This is a genomic window from Ensifer sp. ENS10 (assembly GCF_014852025.1).
GTDB lineage: Bacteria > Pseudomonadota > Alphaproteobacteria > Rhizobiales > Rhizobiaceae > Ensifer.
The window spans coordinates 379,676-396,299 of the sequence record NZ_JACVAS010000002.1 but is presented as its reverse complement, the minus strand read 5'-3'; the positions used below and the strand labels follow the sequence as shown (position 1 = coordinate 396,299).

Here is a 16,624-nt window from a genome sequence, read left to right as displayed (position 1 = left end):
GCGGAGGCGGTGTCCTTTCCGCCCGGCCTATTTCATATAGGCGCGCACCACGTCGACCAGTTCCGCCGCCGCTTCATCCCGGTCCTTTTGCGACAGGTCGGCCGCGGCCAGATGCATGTGGATGTGGTCCTCGACAACCTCCGCCATCAGGCCGTTGACCGCGCCGCGGATGCCGGCGATCACCTGCATGACCTCGGCGCAGCCCTTTTCCTCCTCGAGCATCCGTTCGACCGCCTCCATCTGGCCCCGGAGCCGCCGGACCCGGTTGATGAGCTTCTGTTTTTCACGGATGGTATGGGTCATCGGTCACTCCGGTTTCGGGCGCCGTCACTATGCGGCCCGTGCTTCTGCGAGAGCCGAGGTCAGCGCATCGGCGAGGACGTGCAGATAGGCGGCGCGCAGGTTTCGATCCTGCCCGCCGTGGTGTCCGTGGTGATGCCCATGGTGTTCGTGATGGTGATGGCCGTGATCATCCTTCAGCAGCCAGGCGCAGACCAGGTTGACGACGAGGCCGGCCACGGCGACGAGAATGGCCTCGCTGAAATCGATGCTGACAGGTGCGCTCAGGCGCTGGAGGCTTTCCCAACCGATCAGCAGCGCGATGAGCGCCAGCACGATGGCGCTGGAAAAGCCGGCGAGGTCGCCAAGCTTTCCGGTGCCGAAGGTGAAGCGGCGGTTGTTCGAATGCTTGCGCGCATAGAGATAGGCGAGTGCAGCAATCAGCATCGCGGCGGCATGGGTCGACATGTGCCAGCCGTCGGCAACGAGCGCCATCGACCCGAAGACCTGCCCGGCCGCGATCTCGATCACCATCATCGTCGCGGTGACCGCGATGACGATCCAGGTCCGCCGCTCGTTGCGCTCGTGATTGCCGCCAAGGAAGACGTGATCGTGGCGCGCCGCGAGCACGCGTCCTTCGCCATGCGAATGCCCGTGGTGACTGTGGTGGTGATGATGGTCGTGTTGGTGATTGCTCATGCCGCTGGCTCCAATATTATATAGGGGGGTACCCTATATAAGGCTCGCCGTAAAGTGCTCGGTTCCTGCTTCCGCCGCCGTCAGACAATGTCGTTGCCGGCGGCAATGGGCGCTGGCGGCATCAGCCTCCGTGATCGGCTCTAGCCGGCTCGACCGAGGGCGATGGCCGAGCCCGTGAACGGCAGCACCCGCTTGTAGCCCACCGGCGTCGGCTCGATCTGCGTGGCGGCGGACGTGCCGAATTGCGTGATGCCCGCGCCGAGATAGTGTGCGAAATCATGGCGGCGACCGCCGAAATCGAACGGTGCGCTTGCAATCAGGCGGGCCGAAAACACATTGGTGCCGAACAGCACCGCCGTTGTCCCAGCGATGGTGTCGGAGACCGTGGTTCCCACCACCAGGCTGATCCGCCGGAACGTGGCTATGCATTCTCCCTTGGCGAAGGAGGCGGGGTCATCGAAGGTTCCAACCGGCTTGCGCTGAAGATAGAGCGAAAATTCGCCGACCGGGTCGAGGCCGAGAGACAGGACACCGTTTGCCGCCGCTTGCGCCTTGAAAGGCTTGGCGGCGAAGGTGAAATGGGCAGTCGTTTCGCCCGGTTCTCCATCAAACATCTGGGCATCAAGAAAAGGCAGGTGCAGGAAATAGCCGTAGTCGGCCAACGTGCCGTCGTTCGCCTCGTAGAAGCGGCCGGTGGCGTACTAGGCGAGTTCGGCGGAAAGCAGTGCGCTCATGACGGGCAATCCTGTGGTCAGCGGTGGAGTTGCAGCCAGCAGGTTGTGCAGCGTTCTGTCCTATGCGGGAAGGCCCATCGTGGCGCGTGTGCCGGTCGGAGCGCCCAATCAACCGATAGAGTAAATGCGCGCTAGCAGGGCCAGCGTGTGATGCCCCAACCTGCGACACCGCGCGCCATGCGCGACAAGTCGCATACTCACGCCCTGATCAGCGAGGTCGCGAGATCGCCATAGCCAGTGAAGCGGTACTCGCATTCAAGCCCGAGATAGTCCGCTGCCTTCTTCGCCTTTTCCTGCAGGGCTTTGTCCTCCTGCTGCGAGAGATAGACCAGCTTGCGGTAATGGCCGAAATACATGTCGCGCAGCTCCGGATGCCGGTCGAGGCCGAGCGGGTCGATGACGAAGGTTTCGAACTGGCGGGCGAGGAAATCGGTAAGGAAAAAAGCGGTTATGTCGTCGTCCCGGCGGCGGGCGAAATCCCTGTTGCCGGCAAAGAAGGAATAACGGTGCGGGCCGGGGATGCGCTCGACCTCTTCAATTCGCAGAGCCGGTCGAGATGGCCGCCGGAACCGCAGCCTTTGCCCGGCTCGATAAAGGATCAAGCCGGGCTGGTGCTTGTGTCAGGCCGCTTTTTCGGCGGTCTGATTGACGACCTTGGTGGCGATCGCGGTCAGGGCAATGTCCGTCGCCTGCTCTTCGTCGAGCGTCGTCTGAAGCAGCTTGGCGGCGTCTTTCATGCCCAACTCCAGCGCCCAGGTCCTCAGCGTGCCGTAGCGTGACATTTCGTAGTGTTCGACAGCCTGTGCGGCTGCAAGTAGTCCGGCGTCGAGCGCGGGCGAGCCTTGATACGCTTCCATGATCGAGGCGCCTTCCTTGGTGATGCCCATGATCGCGTCACAGGTCTTCTTCTCAGGCTTCTTGCCGATGATCTTGAACACTTCGTCCAGCCGCTCGACATGGACCTTCGTCTCTGCGAGATGCTTGATAAACGCGTCCTTGAGCGGCTTGCTCTTGGCGGCATCGCGCATCTTCGGAAGCGTGTCGACGATCTTGTTCTCGGCGAAGTAGACGTCCTTCAACGTATCGTGAAAAAGCACGTCCAGTGTCTTGATGTCCTTGGCCATGATGGCTCCTGTTGTTCGAGGGCTCACTGTCATGTTCCAGGCGACGCGCCTGGCCGTGCTGGCTGCTCGTGAGCGGCGGCCAGATAGCAGAAATCGGACGGTTGGAACGGCGGTTACAGTTCGACGGGTAGAGCGACTACTGGGCGTCTCGACCGCAAATCTGTTGCCTGTGTTCAGCCGAGATCGTGGTTCTCTCGGGCCAATGCTGTTTGTATGTCAACGATCGAGTGGCGCTTCGCCTCGGGCAGGCTGCCCCGTGTCTCGTGCCATAGGGCACATTCAAGGAGCGAAGCCTCGTCGGTATTGCCGAACCGAAACTCGTCCACAATGAATCTGGCCAGGCGGTCGGCATGGTCGCCGGGACGCTGAATACATATTTTCGAGCAGGTCGCTTCAAAAACCCTCCGGACCACCACGATGTCGTGGTGGCTGAGATTATGGCCCGTCAGGTTGGGCAGCGTGTACATCGAATTCTCCCTTCCGGCGCCGGAATAGCGCACGCGATCAATCGGTTAGCCGCAAGCGGCGGTCAGGCCGCAGGCTTGGCGACGACATCCGAAACGGCGCCGCCCTCGTCATCCCATCGGTCAATCGCCTCGGCTTTTAACTGTGCCGGCGTCTGATGTTCGCCGTTTGAGGCATCCGCACGCTCTACAAGTGCTGCGGCGAGCGTCGCACTGGTGTCGATGCCGCTTTCGAGAGCAGTCATCAGGAAGCGTGCCGCGGCAAGCCGTCCGGCCGGATCTGCCGTCGCTGTCGTTCCGTAGAAACCGGCAACGGTAAGCACCTCGACCAACAGGCTGAGGTCGTCTGAATCAAGATAGTGTTCTGGATTGCTGGAAGACACTACGTCCTCCTTTGGTTGGGGCGCAGGCACGGAAAGGCCTGTTTGCGACAGCGCCCGCTTCAATCGCTGTCGATGGAGCACCCTGCACGCGTTGTCGCGCCAGCGCAAAGAACTTCACTCAAGCACCTTGAGCGTGTTTCGACTGGTCCTGGGGCGCCGTTATGTCTCGTGCGTCCATCGCATTTGCCAGATCGAGCCGGCGGGGGCCGGCCTTTGCGAAGATTTCGCGCGCGGCAAGCGGTGGCAGGCGATAGGCCACAATGAACTCTTCGAGATCGTAGACTGCGTCCCAGCCACGAAGCAGGGCCTCTTTGTCATACTTGAAATGCCTGGTCACTGGAGACGCTCCCGCGTGTTGGATCGGTGCTTGGCGCAAAGACGGCCAATTGTCAGGCGGCAGAGGAAGCGTCAGGGGTGGAGATATGATCTGGTAGCTAAACGAGGTGGAGCGCACATGGTTCCAAAATAAATTCTGAAGTCGACGAGATTTAAATTGAATAGTTACAGATCGTGAGGCCTGGTTTTTCTCGAGATATGTTTTCGAGTGTTTCTTCTCTTGAAGATTGTTTCGGTTTGTCTTGCGCATGTCATTGTATATGCGCGTGGATCCAATTTTTTGTGTGTTTGTCTATTTGTGTAGGTCGAGCGATCGTGCCTATATGCTTGGATCGAGGAATTTTCCCAGGCCTTAGCCATGACCCTTGCTGTTATCTCCACATATGCTCTGGCACTGTTCCTGGCCGCGGTCACCCCGGGGCCTGCCATGTTCGCGGTCATTTCCACCAGTATCAGCCGTGGCGTTGGCCCGGCGCTGGCCTGTGGCCTCGGTATCGCGCTCAGCGATATGGTGCTCGTAAGCGTCGCGCTTGCTGGCCTCACGGTCATTGCACAGACGTTCGGCTGGCTGTTTCTTGCCATCAAATATGCTGGCGCCGGCTATCTGATTTTCCTCGGATATCGGATGTGGCGCGCGGCTGCGACGGTTGAGGCGGAGGTGGCATCGGGCGAGCGCAGATGGATGCGCTCGCTGGCGCTCGGCGCTGCCATCGGCTTCGGCAATCCGAAGGCGATCCTCTTTCATGCCAGCCTGATGCCGCTGATCCTCGACCTCGAAAGCCTTGATCGCTTCGGGATCGGGACGGTGCTTGCCGTCGTTTTCGCGGTCAATGTTGTCACGATGGGTGGCTATGCGCTCTTGTCTGCGGCATCGTCACGGTGGTTCCGCACCACCCGGGCGGTCCGGGCGCTGAACCGGGTGGCCGGCAGCGCCATGATTGCCACCGGCCTCGTGATCGCCGCGCGCAGCTAGATCTGCCGCGGCCACTTCGGCCGCCGTTCCATCACGCCCTGATCAGCGACGTCGCCAGATCACCGTAACCGGTGAAGCGATATTCGTATTCCAACCCGAGCGTTTCGGCTGCCTTCTTCGCCTTTTCCTGCAGGGCTTTGTCCTCCTGCTGCGAGAGATAGACCAACTTGCGGTAATGGCCGAAATACATGTCGCGCAGTTCCGGATGCCGGTCGAGGCCGAGCGGTTCGATGACGAAGGCTTCGAACTGGCGGGCGAGGAAATCGGTGAGGAAAAAGGCGGTGATGTCGTCGTCCCAACGGCGGGCGAAATCCGCGTTGCCGGCGAAGAAGGAATAACAGTGCGGGCCGGGGATGCGCTCGACCTTTTCCTCCTCGCAGAGCCGGTCGAGATGGCCGCCGGTGCCGCAATCGGCATAGGCGACGAAAATGCGCTCGAAGTCTTCGGCGCGCGCCTTGGCGATCGCGTCACGAATGCCCGGCGTGATCTTTTCAGGCGTGTTGTGCCAGATGGCGGGCAGACAGTTGAGGTCGATATGGGCGAGCCCGTTTGCCTCGCAGATCGCCAGGATTTCGCGCGCGATGGCGCCACAACCGATCACGTGAACTTTTTTCGGTTGTGCACGTTCTATTGCCGACGATATTTTTTCCATCTTGATTCCATGTGGCTATAAGCGGGAAGGAACCTGACCATGACAGTAAAGACCCTTGCAACCGTCGGCGCCGTTCTCGTCGCCCTCTCAACGCTCACCGCCTGCGGCAACACCATCCGCGGCATCGGGCAGGATACTGCAAACACTGTCAACGCGACACAGTCGGCCGGCAAGAAGGTGGCACACTCCGTCAACTAAGCCTGACGGCAAACGACTGGGCACGGCCTCCGTCGCCCACGCCGAACCAGCCAGACATAAGAAAGCCGGCCGCGGATTTCACTTCTGCGGCCGGCTTTTTCATCTCGGATTGCCCGAAGCTTAGCCAGCTGCCAGCCGGTTGTGCTTGCGCTTCATGAAGTCCTTGGCGGTTTCGACGGCGATCGCCGCGTCGCGGCAATAGGCGTCGGCGCCGACGGCCTTGCCGAATTCTTCGTTCAGCGGCGCACCGCCGACGAGAACGACGTAGTCGTCGCGTAGTCCCTTTTCCTTCAGCGTGTCGATCACGACCTTCATATAGGGCATGGTGGTGGTCAAAAGCGCCGACATGCCGAGAATGTCCGGCTGCTCGCGCTCGATCGCTTCGAGGTAGTTCTCGACCGGGTTGTTGATGCCGAGGTCGACGACGTCGAAGCCGGCACCTTCCATCATCATGCCGACGAGGTTCTTGCCGATGTCGTGAATGTCACCCTTGACGGTGCCGATCACCATCTTGCCGAGCTTCGGCGCGCCGGTTTCGGCAAGCAGCGGACGCAGGATGGTCATGCCGGCCTTCATGGCGTTAGCCGACAAAAGTACTTCCGGCACGAACAGGATGCCGTCGCGGAAGTCGATGCCGACGATGCGCATGCCTTCGACCAGCGCCTGGGTCAGGACATCGTAGGGCGTCCAGCCGCGCTTGAGCAGGATGTGGGTCCCGTCCTCGATTTCTTCCTTCAGACCGTCATAGAGGTCGTCGTGCATCTGCTGCACAAGTTCTTCGTCGGAAAGGTCCTCGAGAATGATTTCATCGTCTGCCATATTGGGGTTCCTCGGTTCCTGGCACGGCCGCGCAAATATTCCGGGCGCGTCCATCAATCCATAGCGTTCGATTTCTAAAAATCTGTTTTCGAAAGCGACGTCGCATATGACAAAAAGCGACGGGAGGGCAGCTTCTTTTGACGCCTGCATATTCTTAACAAAAACAATATATTCGCGCCACGCGGTTTTTGGCGTCCTGTGGTCGCTTCTCGGTAGTGTTCGAGTTGCGCCACTCCTTGGCGCATTGAGACCCGCAAGGCCCCCTATGCTTGGTAGCATTAGGACCAATTGATGCTTGAAGGCGCAAAAAGTGATGCGCGGGAGAGGAAAAGCGAATGAGCGACGTGACAGATCAGGGCGCGGGTGAAGGCGGCGGTCGCCGCTCGCGTGGCGAGGGACGGGGAGCGGCAGCACGGCGTGCGTCGCGCACCGGGGGCGGTCCGGGACCGTCTCTGCCCTATATCCAGCGCAAGATTCGCGAATATGAGGTCCTCGACGAGGAAGGCCTGCAGCTCATCGAGCGCAATGCCGACACGATCCTTGAGGAAATCGGCATCGAATTCCGCGACGACGCCGAGGCGCTCGAACTCTGGAAAGAGGCCGGTGCCGACGTGCGCGGCCAGCGCGTGCATTTCCCCAAGGGGCTCTGCCGCGAACTCCTGAAGACGGCGCCATCCGAATTTACCTGGCATGCCCGCAATCCGGAGCGCAGCGCCCAGGTCGGCGGCAAGGCGACGATCTTCGCGCCGGTCTACGGCCCTCCCTTCGTGCGCGACCTCGAGGGCAACCGCCGCTATGCGACGATCGAGGATTTCCGCAATTTCGTGAAGCTTGCCTATATGGCGCCGTCGATACATTCGTCGGGCGGCACGGTCTGCGAGCCGGTCGATATTCCCGTCAACAAGCGTCACCTCGATATGGTCTACAGCCATATCAAATATTCCGACAAACCCTTCATGGGCTCGGTGACGGCGCCGGAGCGCGCGGAAGACACGATCGCCATGGCGAAGATCGTATTCGGCGATGAGTTCGTCGAAAACAATTGCGTCACGCTGAACCTCATCAACGCCAACTCGCCGATGGTCTTCGACGAGACCATGGTGGGGGCGCTGAAGGTTTATGCCCGCCACAACCAGGCCTGCGTGCTTTCGCCGTTCATCCTCTCGGGCGCCATGAGCCCGGTGACGGTTGCCGGCACGCTGACGCAGATTCTCGCCGAAGTTCTCGCCGGCGCCTCCTTCACCCAGCTCATCCGCAAGGGCGCGCCGGTTCTGTTCGGCACCTTCGCCGCCTCGATCTCGATGCAGTCGGGCGCTCCGACGTTCGGCACGCCGGAGCCGTCGCTGGTTTCCTACGGTGCTGCCCAGCTCGCCCGTCGCCTGAAGCTGCCGTTCCGTACCGGCGGCTCGCTCTGCGGCTCCAAGGTTCCGGATGCACAGGCAGCGCACGAATCGGCCAGCACGCTTAACATGACGCTGCTTGCCGGCACCAACTTCGTGCTGCATGCGGCCGGCTGGCTCGAAGGCGGTCTCGTCTCGTCCTACGAGAAGTTCATGATCGACCAGGACCAGCTCGGCATGATGCAGAAGATGGCCGAGGGCATCGATCTCTCGGAAGAAGCCCAGGCGCTGGACGCAATCCGCGAAGTCGGCCCGGGCAGCCATTATCTCGGCTGCGCCCATACCCAGGCCAACTTCCAGACGGCCTTCTATCGCTCGCCGCTCGCCGACAACAATTCCTTCGAGCAGTGGGAAGTGGAAGGCGAAAAGCGCATCGAGCAGCGCGCCAATGCGCTCGCCCGCAGCTGGCTGGAACACTACGAAGCGCCTTACCTCGATCCCGCGATCGACGAAAAGCTCAAGGCCTTTATCGACCAGCGCAAGAATTCGATGCCGGACGCTTTCACCTGAAAGGGTCCCGAGCGAGCCAGGGAGCAAGGCGGCGCGGCGCAGGTGGCCGACATGATCCAGAAGGAGGTCTGGCGCCCGCATTACGAACACCAGGGGCCGAAACCGAAATGACGGCGCCTTCCGCGACAGCGGACAAGATTGTCGAGATAGTCCGTGCGGCGCTGGCGCCGCACGGACTTTTTTTGCGCGGAACGCTGAACTTCTCTTCCGCAGAGGCAGCACCGCTGCTGGCCGATGGGCGACCGGCGGCAAGCGTGCTGCTGATCGGCAATATCGGCGGCTCGCTGTGGCAGGCCTTCAATGCCTGGCGGGAGGGCCTGCCGGATCGTGGCGGTGCCGATCCGCTCGACACCTGGTCGAAGATGGTGATAGGGCCGGTTGCCGCAGCCTGCGGGGCGACCGTCTATTTCCCATCCGATCCGCCGTGGCAGCCCTTCCAGCAATGGGCGATGCGGGCAGAGGGCCTGCAACCTTCGCCGCTCGGCATCCTCATCCATCCGCGTTACGGGCTCTGGCACGGTTATCGTGGCGCCCTTGCTTTCGACAGGCCGCTTCCCGAAACCGGCGAGCGGGCGGCGCAGCACCCTTGCGATCGTTGTGCCGCAAAGCCCTGCATGTCAGCCTGTCCAGCAAATGCGCTTGTCGAAGAGCGCTTCGATGTCGGCCTCTGCCGCGGGCATCTGCGCAGCGAAGCGGCCAGGGGTTGCCTGTCGGCAGGCTGTCTTTCGCGCGATGCCTGTCCTGTCGGGAGTGACTATCGCTATCGTCAGGAACAGCTTCGCTTCCATATGGCAGCGCTTAGCCTCTAGAGTGGGACGAGGAAAGTGTCTCGGTCTTTCGGCCGCATCGCCCTAACTTACGAGAATCGATCGCGTTTATGATTTGGAGGAGCGCCCCAAAAATCACTGTGGTCTCGGCGATCCGGCTATCCTCCTTGTCCGCAAAGATGGTGGAAATCTCCAAAATGACTAAAATTGGAGATGTCTTGGAAAGATAATATTATCGAATTTACACCGATCTGGACGGCGTGGCGTTGGAGTCCATCGTATGAGAGGTAGCCCAGTCGTATCCGTGAGTAACTATCCTCCGCACCTTTCGCGCGAGGAGGTGGAAGCGCAGATCTCTCGTCTTAACAGCATCCACGCCGCAAACAGCCAGGTCCTCGATGAAGCCTTCAAGCGCCTGCTGGCGATCGGCGCCGGCCACGCCGCCGTCATTGCCGCCTGCATCACCGGCTTTGATGCGCTGGTGGACCGTTCGGTGTTTTCGGGCGGTTTCCTTCCCGATGCCATCGACCTGCTCCGGAAATTCGCGCTGACCGTCAGCGCCCTTGGCCTGTTCCTGACCTTCCTGGCCATCGGCAACAACTTCGGCGAGGTGCGGAAGGAAGCGAAGCGCCATGCGGTGAAGCTCGCGACGACGCTCAGGGAAAAGCGCCTGCTGCTTTCGCTGTCGCAGGATGTGCTGAACCGCGATCCCAAATCCTATGTGCTTGCTGGCGTCGGCGGCTTTGCCTGCCTCTGCGTGATCTTCGGGCTGGCGGCTGCGGTCGGGAGTTATGGACTTGTGATTGCCATGGGGCTGATCGCCGCCGGCTGAGGGCGGATGCTTGTCGTTGGCGTTGCGCCAGAACCGCCGCAATCTCCGTCATGCTTGACGTCTGATTCGATTGGACCTTTTGCCATGCCGCTTTTCCCAAAGCCTTTTCTCGTCGGTGCTGTTCTGTCGGCTGGCCTTGCCGGGCCTGCTGCTGGCGCCTGCCGCGACGTCAGCCATCTCGGACAGGACTATCTCGCCTGTTCGTTCAATCCGGCGACAAGCGATATTCGCCTGTACAATAAAGACCAGGCGGGCGTGCCCTTTCGCTCGTTCCGGGCGCTGTCGCTCGAACTGCGCCACCGTGAGGAGTACATGGCCTTCGCCATGAACGGCGGCATGTATCACGACGACCTGTCGCCCGTCGGCCTGCACATCGAGGAGGGGCGCGAGCAGGCGCCGCTCAACACCAATACCGGCTGGGGCAATTTCCATCTGCTGCCGAATGGGGTGTTCTACATCGACGACGGCAAGGCGGGGGTGATGGGGGCGGAAGCCTATCGTGATGCCGGGATCACACCGCGCTTCGCCACGCAATCCGGGCCGATGCTGGTGATCGACGGAAAGCTGCATCCGCGCTTCCTGCCCGATAGCACCAGTTTCAAGACCCGCAACGGCGTCGGCGTGACGGACAAGGGCGAGGTGGTCTTCGTCATCTCGAAACGCCCGGTGCGTTTCCACGATTTCGCGACGCTCTTTCGTGACACGCTTGATTGCCCCAATGCGCTTTTCCTCGACGGCACGATTTCCAGCGTCTACGCGCCCGAGATCAATCGTCACGACCGGCTGTTTCCGATGGGGCCGATGATCGCCGTCGTCGGGAAGTTTCCCCGCTGATTTTCTCTGGACGCGGGATGCGGGCGGAAAACCGCACGCACTTTTCCTCATCCCGCTGGAAAAAAATATGTCTTCCACCCAAGGAACGGGCAGCCTGCAACGTCTAAGGTTCAAATGAGGTGAGGGCGGGCACGGATTTGGACGCTGAACTCGTCGAAAAGGCGATAAGTGGAGACCGGCAGGCTTTTGGCCAGCTGGTCGAGCGACACTATGATTTTGTCCATGCGGTCGCCTGGCGCTGGTCCGGCAATGCGTCGGATGCCGAGGATATCGCCCAGGATGTCTGCCTGCGCTTAGGGGGCGCGATCCGTGGTTTTCGCGGCACCAGCCGGTTTCGCACCTGGCTCTATACGCTGACTTTGAATGCCGCCCGCGATCACAAGAGACGGCAGGCGCGCGATGACCGGCGCATGCAGGCCTATGCCAGCGAACAGGCGACGATCGCTCCGCCCGAGGATCCCGATGAGGAGCAGCGCGAGGCGCTGTGGGCGGCGGTGCGGGACCTGCCGGAAAAGCAGTGCGATGCGGTGCTGCTCGTTTACGCCGAGGGGCTGAGCCATGCGGCTGCCGCCGACGTGCTCGGATGCTCGGAAGCAACCATATCCTGGCATGTGCACGAGGCGCGCAAGCGACTGAAGACATTGCTCGGCAAGGAGGCCGTGTGACGATGAGCGACGATTTCGAAAAGCTCTCCGGGCTCACCCCGCCGAAGGCCTCTGCGGAGGCGCGCGCCCGCGCACTCGCTGCCGCGATGCAATCCTTCGACGCCGCAGAAGAAAATTCGACTGCCACCCAAGGATCGGTCCAGCCGGTTCGTCAAAGCTCCATCTTCAACCGGATATGGAGCCCCATCATGAACCGGAAACTGCTCGCCGGATCGGCACTCGCCACACTTCTCGTCGTGCCTGCCGCAGCCTTTCTGACGCTAGAACTGACGCGCAACGGTGCGCCCTTCGGCGAGAGCGCGCAGGAGATCGCACTGAAGGACGAGACGAAGAAGGAAGTGGAAAGGCAAAAGGCCGAGCCGCAGATGGTGGCCAAAAAGGCGGCTACAGACGAACTTGCGCGCCAGCGGGAGGCAAAAACCCTGGAGGCGCCCGCCAGCGCTTCGGTGGAAAGCGAGGCTGCGGCGCCAGCCGCCGAAGCCGACGCCATGGCCAACCGTATTGCGACCGACAGTGCCGCTCCGCTCTCGGCCGTCGGTGGCATGCAGCCGCAGATGACCTATCAGCCTGCGCCGATCGCCCAAGAGGAGAGCCTGATCGCACCGCCGGAAAACCGCGAACGCTTCGGCAAGGCCGACAGCAATCCGGTCAAAAGTGTTGTGACTGACCCGGTCTCGACCTTTTCGGTCGATGTCGACACGGCGGCCTACGCCTTCGTGCGCCGCTCGCTGATGGAAGGGCAGATGCCGGAGCGTGACGCCGTGCGGGTCGAGGAGATGGTCAATTACTTCCCCTATGATTGGCCACGCCCGGAAACCGCCGCCGAGCCGTTCAAGGCGACGGTGACGGTGACCCCGACGCCGTGGAACGGCGGCACACGGCTGATGCATGTGGCGATCAAGGGCTACGACGTCGTGCCAGCGCAAGCGCCGAAGGCAAACCTCGTTTTCCTGATCGACGTCTCCGGCTCCATGGACGAGCCGGACAAGCTGCCATTGTTGAAGAGCGCCTTCCGGCTGCTCGTCGAGAGATTGAAGCCTGAAGATACGGTTTCGATCGTCACCTATGCCGGCAATGCCGGAACGGTGCTGGAGCCGACAGCGGTGAAGGACAGGGCGAAGATCCTTGCGGCGATCGATACCCTGCAGCCGGGCGGTTCGACGGCCGGCGCCGAAGGCATCGATGCGGCCTATGCGCTCGCCGAGAAAGCCTTCGTCAAGGGCGGGGTCAACCGCGTCATGCTGGCGACGGATGGCGACTTCAATGTCGGTCCGTCGAGCGACGACGACCTGAAGCGGCTGATCGAAGACAAGCGCCAGAGCGGCATCTTCCTGTCGGTCCTCGGCTTCGGCCGCGGCAATTACAACGACGCGCTGATGCAGACGATCGCCCAGAACGGCAACGGCACGGCGGCCTATATCGACACGCTCGCCGAAGCGCAGAAGACGCTGGTGGAGGAGGCGGGCTCGTCGCTCTTCCCGATTGTCAAGGACGTCAAGCTGCAGGTCGAGTTCAATCCGGCGGCGATCGCCGAATACCGCCTGATCGGCTACGAGACGCGCGCCTTGAAGCGCGAAGACTTCAACAACGACAAGGTGGACGCCGGCGATATCGGCTCCGGCCATAGCGTCACGGCGATCTACGAGGTGACGCCGACGGGCAGCCCGGCGGTGCTGAACGACGACCTGCGCTATGCGGAGGCACAGAAGCCGGCGGCAGAAGCAAGCCCGCATGGCGGCGAACTCGCCTTCCTGAAGATCCGTTACAAGAAGCCAGACGGAGACAAAAGCGAACTGATCACCACGCCGGTGACCGAGGCCAATGCCGTGCCGGCGCTCGCTGAGGCGTCGGGCGACGTGCGTTTCTCGGTGGCAGTCGCTGCCTTCGGGCAAAAGCTCGCGGGCGTCACGGCCCTCAACGACTATGCCTATGACGCCGTCATCGACCTCGCATCGGCTGCCAAGGGCGCCGATCCGTTCGGCTACCGCGCCGAGTTCGTCAATCTGGTGAGGTTGGCGAAGGGGCTCGGCGGTTCCCGCAACTGAGTGGCAGTCCGCTTATCTCCGCGCTCAGGGAAGCCCCTCATCCGCCTGCCGGCACCTTCTCCCCGTCATTACGGGGAGAAGGGACGAGCGGTGACGGTTTTGCCCATCGCGAGGCGGAGATTGAACGACGAAACGTTTGAGGTCTGGCACTGGAGCGGGCGCCTAGCTGTTCTCTCCCCGCCTGCGGGGAGAGATGTCCGTCAGGACAGTGAGGGGCAATCATTAGAGGCAGGCGCCGCGCTGCACCAATTGCCTGCCGCGCTCGATATCTCTCCCTGCTTGCGGGGTGAGAGGCAGCGCCGCGTGCTCACGCCTTCGGAAAAGCGCGGTCCAGGCCGCCGGCCTTCGAAAGCCCGGCCTTGAACGCCTGGTAGGCGGCGTGCTGGCTGGAGCGGCCGGCTTCCATCAGGCGCATCTGCAGGCGCGCTGGGGCCGTGTTGCCGAACCATTGCCCGAGCTTTTCAAGTTTCAGGGAGTTCAGGAACTTGGCCTCCGAGGCGAGGTCGAGGTGGCGATAAAGGCCATCCATCAGACGCTCGTCCTGCTCGGGGTTTTCCATCAGCAGGCGCAGGAAGGACTGGTCTGCTTCGGCGAAAGCCCCAAGCTTCTCGGCGACCGTATCCCGGTCGGGAAAGGAGGCTGGGCCGGCGTTCATGTAAGTCTCCCGTCTGCGTTTCCGAGCGCGCGGCGCGTCTTGTGAGGCGCGCATGGGGTCGCTGTAGCACGTTGAATTGCTGCATGTTTTCGTCCGTTTCCGGTACGAACAGGCGAGCAGCGAATCTTCCTGTCATCGGGGATAGGCCAGCGGCTATCGGTACGCAAGCTGTAGCGCATATGCTGTGTTTGAGCAAATCGTCCAATATTGACAATAAATACAAATTCAGAAATAAACGGGCATGACCATTGCACCCGCCTTCGCCTCCATCCTCGCCACGCATGCGCCGACGGCCGCTGCGATCAGCGCCTTGCTCTATCCGCATGGAGAAGTCGTGCTGCACGATCTCAGGACCGGTACGGTTGCAGGGATCTGGAACTGCTTTTCCGGGCGCGCGGTCGGCGAAGATTCGCTGATCGAGGAAGAGTTCGCCGCGGTCGGCAGCGCCGACGCCGTGCTCGGTCCTTATGAAAAAACCGGCACGGATGGCCGGCGCTTCAAGTCGATCTCCGCCGTGCTGCGTGACGGCACGGGCGAAGCGGTCGGCCTGCTCTGCATCAATCTCGATATGTCGATGATCGATTCGGCGGTGAAGCTGCTTTCGGCTTTCGCCGGCGCCGAGCAGCCGAGGCCACAGGCGCTCTTTGCGCGCGATTGGCGCGAGGAGATCAATGCGACGCTGCATGGCTGGCTGAAGGAGCGGGGGCTGGCACTTTCGGCCCTGAAGCGCGGCGATCGCGTGGCGCTGGTGGCAGCACTCGATGGACGCGGACTGTTCCAGACGCGCAATGCCGTCGATCACCTGGCAAGCCTCATCGGCGCCTCGCGCGCCTCGATCTACAATTATCTTGCTGCGGCACGCGGCGAGGCACCCTGATTGAAACATGCGCAATTCCGGACGGCTTGGCGCTTTCCCGGAACTGCCTGATCCGCAACCGTTTCGCGCGCCGTCGGGCGCCGAGAGGAGGAGACTTCCATGACGACCTTGCCCGATTTCCGCCTCGAAACCCATTTCTCCCGCTGGGAGTTCAGTGCCCGCCACCACATGACCGCGAGCGACAGCCAGACGATAAGCATGAGCGATCTGCTCGCACTTGCCGACGACGAGGACCGCGCCGCCTGGGAAAGCGTGACGCTCGGCTATACCGAGACCCATGGCGCGCCGGCGTTGAGAGCGGCGATCGCTGCCACCTATGAAGGCCTTTCGGCCGCAGACATCCTCTGCTTCGCCGGCGCGGAGGAGGGGCTCTATTGCGCCATGCTGGCGCTGCTCGGGCCGGGTGACCATGCGATCGTGACGGTCCCGAACTACCAGTCGATGGAAACTTTGCCGGTAACGATCGCCGGTGCCGTCACCGGTGTGCCGCTCCGCCCGGAAAACAACTGGCGGCTCGATATCGCCGACGTGCGCGCTGCCTTGAGACCCAATACCCGGCTGATCTGCATCAACTTCCCCAATAACCCGACCGGCGCCATCGCCGACCAGGAAACGTTCCGGGCTCTGGTGGCGCTCTGCGCCGAGCGCGGCATCCATCTCTTCAGCGACGAGGTCTATCGCGGCCTGGAACGCGATCCCTCGCTTCGGCTGCCGCAGGCGGCCGAGTGCTTCGAGCGCGGCATCTCGCTGAACGTCATGTCCAAGGCCTACGGGCTTCCGGGCCTCAGGATCGGCTGGATCGCCTGCCGCGACCACGCACTGCTCGAGCGCATGGAGAAGATGAAGCACTACCTGTCGATCTGCAATTCGCGACCGTCGGAAGTGCTGGCGACGATCGCGCTCAAGGCCCGCGCTGTTATCCTCGATCGCAACCGGGCGCTGGTCGCTGCCAATCTCGAAAAGCTCGGTACCTTCTTCGCCGAGTTTCCCGATCTCTACGAATGGCGGGCACCTGACGGAGGTTGCGTCGGATTTGCCCGCTATCTCGGCGCCGATGGTGTCGAGACCCATTGCCGGCGTCTCGTGGAGGAGTCGGGCGTCTTGCTCCTTCCTTCGAGCCTCTTCGTTTCCGATCTTCTTCCGGTCGCAACCGATCGCTTCCGTGTCGGTTTCGGCCGCAAGGACATCGAGATCGGGCTCGATGCCTGGCGCCGGCATCTCACCGGGCTTCGTGCATCCGCCTGACACCCGCAAGCCGAAGGATATCTCGTGCTTTCCCGCGGCGGCATTCGGTCGCCGCGGTGCCGGTTGGCGGCCGTGCCCAGAAATCGCGCGAATGTGGATATACACCGGGCAGCAATGGTCCTGTCGTTAGGGC

General features: G+C 62.0%; 19 protein-coding genes and 2 pseudogenes. 10 read left to right on the top strand and 11 right to left on the bottom strand.

What is annotated here, in order from left to right:
* Positions 1-27 precede the first annotated feature (27 nt).
* The 8 genes and pseudogenes from IB265_RS08820 to IB265_RS08785 form a co-directional block, all read right to left on the bottom strand.
* Entirely contained in the window at positions 28-303 is a 276-nt protein-coding gene (locus tag IB265_RS08820; RefSeq protein WP_043619696.1) for a metal/formaldehyde-sensitive transcriptional repressor, read from the bottom strand.
* Between the two features lie 45 nt (positions 304-348).
* Positions 349-978, bottom strand: a pseudogene (gene dmeF / locus IB265_RS08815) (CDF family Co(II)/Ni(II) efflux transporter DmeF); the annotation flags it as partial.
* A 140-nt stretch (positions 979-1,118) separates the two neighbouring features.
* The gene (locus IB265_RS08810; RefSeq protein ID WP_113737627.1) at positions 1,119-1,640 is read right to left on the bottom strand and encodes a hypothetical protein; all 522 of its coding nucleotides are present in this window, start codon (positions 1,638-1,640) and stop codon (positions 1,119-1,121) included.
* Between the two features lie 269 nt (positions 1,641-1,909).
* Positions 1,910-2,286: pseudogene (locus IB265_RS08805) on the bottom strand (DUF1638 domain-containing protein); the annotation flags it as partial.
* A gap of 46 nt (positions 2,287-2,332) precedes the next feature.
* Complete coding sequence (locus IB265_RS08800) at positions 2,333-2,836, bottom strand: ferritin-like domain-containing protein (protein ID WP_113399757.1); 504 nt, start codon at positions 2,834-2,836, stop codon at positions 2,333-2,335.
* 173 nt (positions 2,837-3,009) lie between these two features.
* Positions 3,010-3,303: a hypothetical protein gene (locus tag IB265_RS08795; RefSeq protein WP_113737628.1), complete on the bottom strand. Its 294-nt coding sequence runs from the start codon at positions 3,301-3,303 to the stop codon at positions 3,010-3,012.
* Positions 3,304-3,365: 62 nt separating this feature from the next.
* Entirely contained in the window at positions 3,366-3,683 is a 318-nt protein-coding gene (locus IB265_RS08790) for a hypothetical protein (RefSeq protein ID WP_057254138.1), read from the bottom strand.
* 118 nt (positions 3,684-3,801) lie between these two features.
* Positions 3,802-4,020 (bottom strand): hypothetical protein, encoded by a 219-nt coding sequence (locus IB265_RS08785; RefSeq protein WP_113737629.1) that lies wholly within the window; start codon positions 4,018-4,020, stop codon positions 3,802-3,804.
* Positions 4,021-4,377: 357 nt separating this feature from the next.
* Here IB265_RS08785 and IB265_RS08780 point away from each other — a divergent pair, with 357 nt between their 5' ends.
* The gene (locus IB265_RS08780; RefSeq protein WP_113737630.1) at positions 4,378-4,992 is read left to right on the top strand and encodes a LysE family translocator; all 615 of its coding nucleotides are present in this window, start codon (positions 4,378-4,380) and stop codon (positions 4,990-4,992) included.
* A 31-nt stretch (positions 4,993-5,023) separates the two neighbouring features.
* On the opposite strand, the gene IB265_RS08775 is transcribed toward IB265_RS08780, so the two are convergent.
* Complete coding sequence (locus IB265_RS08775; RefSeq protein ID WP_113737631.1) at positions 5,024-5,644, bottom strand: DUF1638 domain-containing protein; 621 nt, start codon at positions 5,642-5,644, stop codon at positions 5,024-5,026.
* Positions 5,645-5,683: 39 nt separating this feature from the next.
* On the opposite strand from IB265_RS08775, the gene IB265_RS08770 reads away from it, so the two are divergent.
* Entirely contained in the window at positions 5,684-5,842 is a 159-nt protein-coding gene (locus IB265_RS08770; protein ID WP_057254143.1) for a hypothetical protein, read from the top strand.
* 120 nt (positions 5,843-5,962) lie between these two features.
* Here the strand turns inward: IB265_RS08770 and IB265_RS08765 are convergent, their stop codons facing one another.
* Positions 5,963-6,661, bottom strand: a complete 699-nt coding sequence (locus tag IB265_RS08765) for a B12-binding domain-containing protein (protein ID WP_057254147.1) — start codon at positions 6,659-6,661, stop codon at positions 5,963-5,965.
* 335 nt (positions 6,662-6,996) lie between these two features.
* Here IB265_RS08765 and IB265_RS08760 point away from each other — a divergent pair, with 335 nt between their 5' ends.
* The 6 genes from IB265_RS08760 (at position 6,997) to IB265_RS08735 (ending at position 13,714) form a co-directional block, all read left to right on the top strand.
* Complete coding sequence (locus tag IB265_RS08760) at positions 6,997-8,571, top strand: trimethylamine methyltransferase family protein (RefSeq protein ID WP_058323207.1); 1,575 nt, start codon at positions 6,997-6,999, stop codon at positions 8,569-8,571.
* A 107-nt stretch (positions 8,572-8,678) separates the two neighbouring features.
* Complete coding sequence (locus IB265_RS08755) at positions 8,679-9,380, top strand: 4Fe-4S dicluster domain-containing protein (RefSeq protein WP_058327015.1); 702 nt, start codon at positions 8,679-8,681, stop codon at positions 9,378-9,380.
* Positions 9,381-9,618: 238 nt separating this feature from the next.
* Positions 9,619-10,170, top strand: a complete 552-nt coding sequence (locus IB265_RS08750) for a hypothetical protein (protein WP_210334438.1) — start codon at positions 9,619-9,621, stop codon at positions 10,168-10,170.
* Positions 10,171-10,254: 84 nt separating this feature from the next.
* A complete protein-coding gene (locus IB265_RS08745) occupies positions 10,255-11,004 on the top strand; it encodes a phosphodiester glycosidase family protein (protein WP_113737663.1) in 750 nt (249 codons plus the stop codon).
* 137 nt (positions 11,005-11,141) lie between these two features.
* Positions 11,142-11,669: an RNA polymerase sigma factor gene (locus IB265_RS08740; RefSeq protein WP_113737633.1), complete on the top strand. Its 528-nt coding sequence runs from the start codon at positions 11,142-11,144 to the stop codon at positions 11,667-11,669.
* The gene (locus IB265_RS08735) at positions 11,666-13,714 is read left to right on the top strand and encodes a VWA domain-containing protein (RefSeq protein WP_162771007.1); all 2,049 of its coding nucleotides are present in this window, start codon (positions 11,666-11,668) and stop codon (positions 13,712-13,714) included. The genes IB265_RS08740 and IB265_RS08735 overlap by 4 nt, the downstream gene beginning before the upstream one ends.
* A 307-nt stretch (positions 13,715-14,021) precedes the next feature.
* Here the strand turns inward: IB265_RS08735 and IB265_RS08730 are convergent, their stop codons facing one another.
* Positions 14,022-14,369: a hypothetical protein gene (locus IB265_RS08730; protein WP_058323203.1), complete on the bottom strand. Its 348-nt coding sequence runs from the start codon at positions 14,367-14,369 to the stop codon at positions 14,022-14,024.
* Between the two features lie 241 nt (positions 14,370-14,610).
* Here IB265_RS08730 and IB265_RS08725 point away from each other — a divergent pair, with 241 nt between their 5' ends.
* Positions 14,611-15,246, top strand: a complete 636-nt coding sequence (locus IB265_RS08725; protein WP_093234612.1) for a transcriptional regulator — start codon at positions 14,611-14,613, stop codon at positions 15,244-15,246.
* 99 nt (positions 15,247-15,345) lie between these two features.
* Positions 15,346-16,491 (top strand): aminotransferase class I/II-fold pyridoxal phosphate-dependent enzyme, encoded by a 1,146-nt coding sequence (locus IB265_RS08720; protein ID WP_113737634.1) that lies wholly within the window; start codon positions 15,346-15,348, stop codon positions 16,489-16,491.
* The last annotated feature ends 133 nt before the right edge of the window (positions 16,492-16,624 follow it).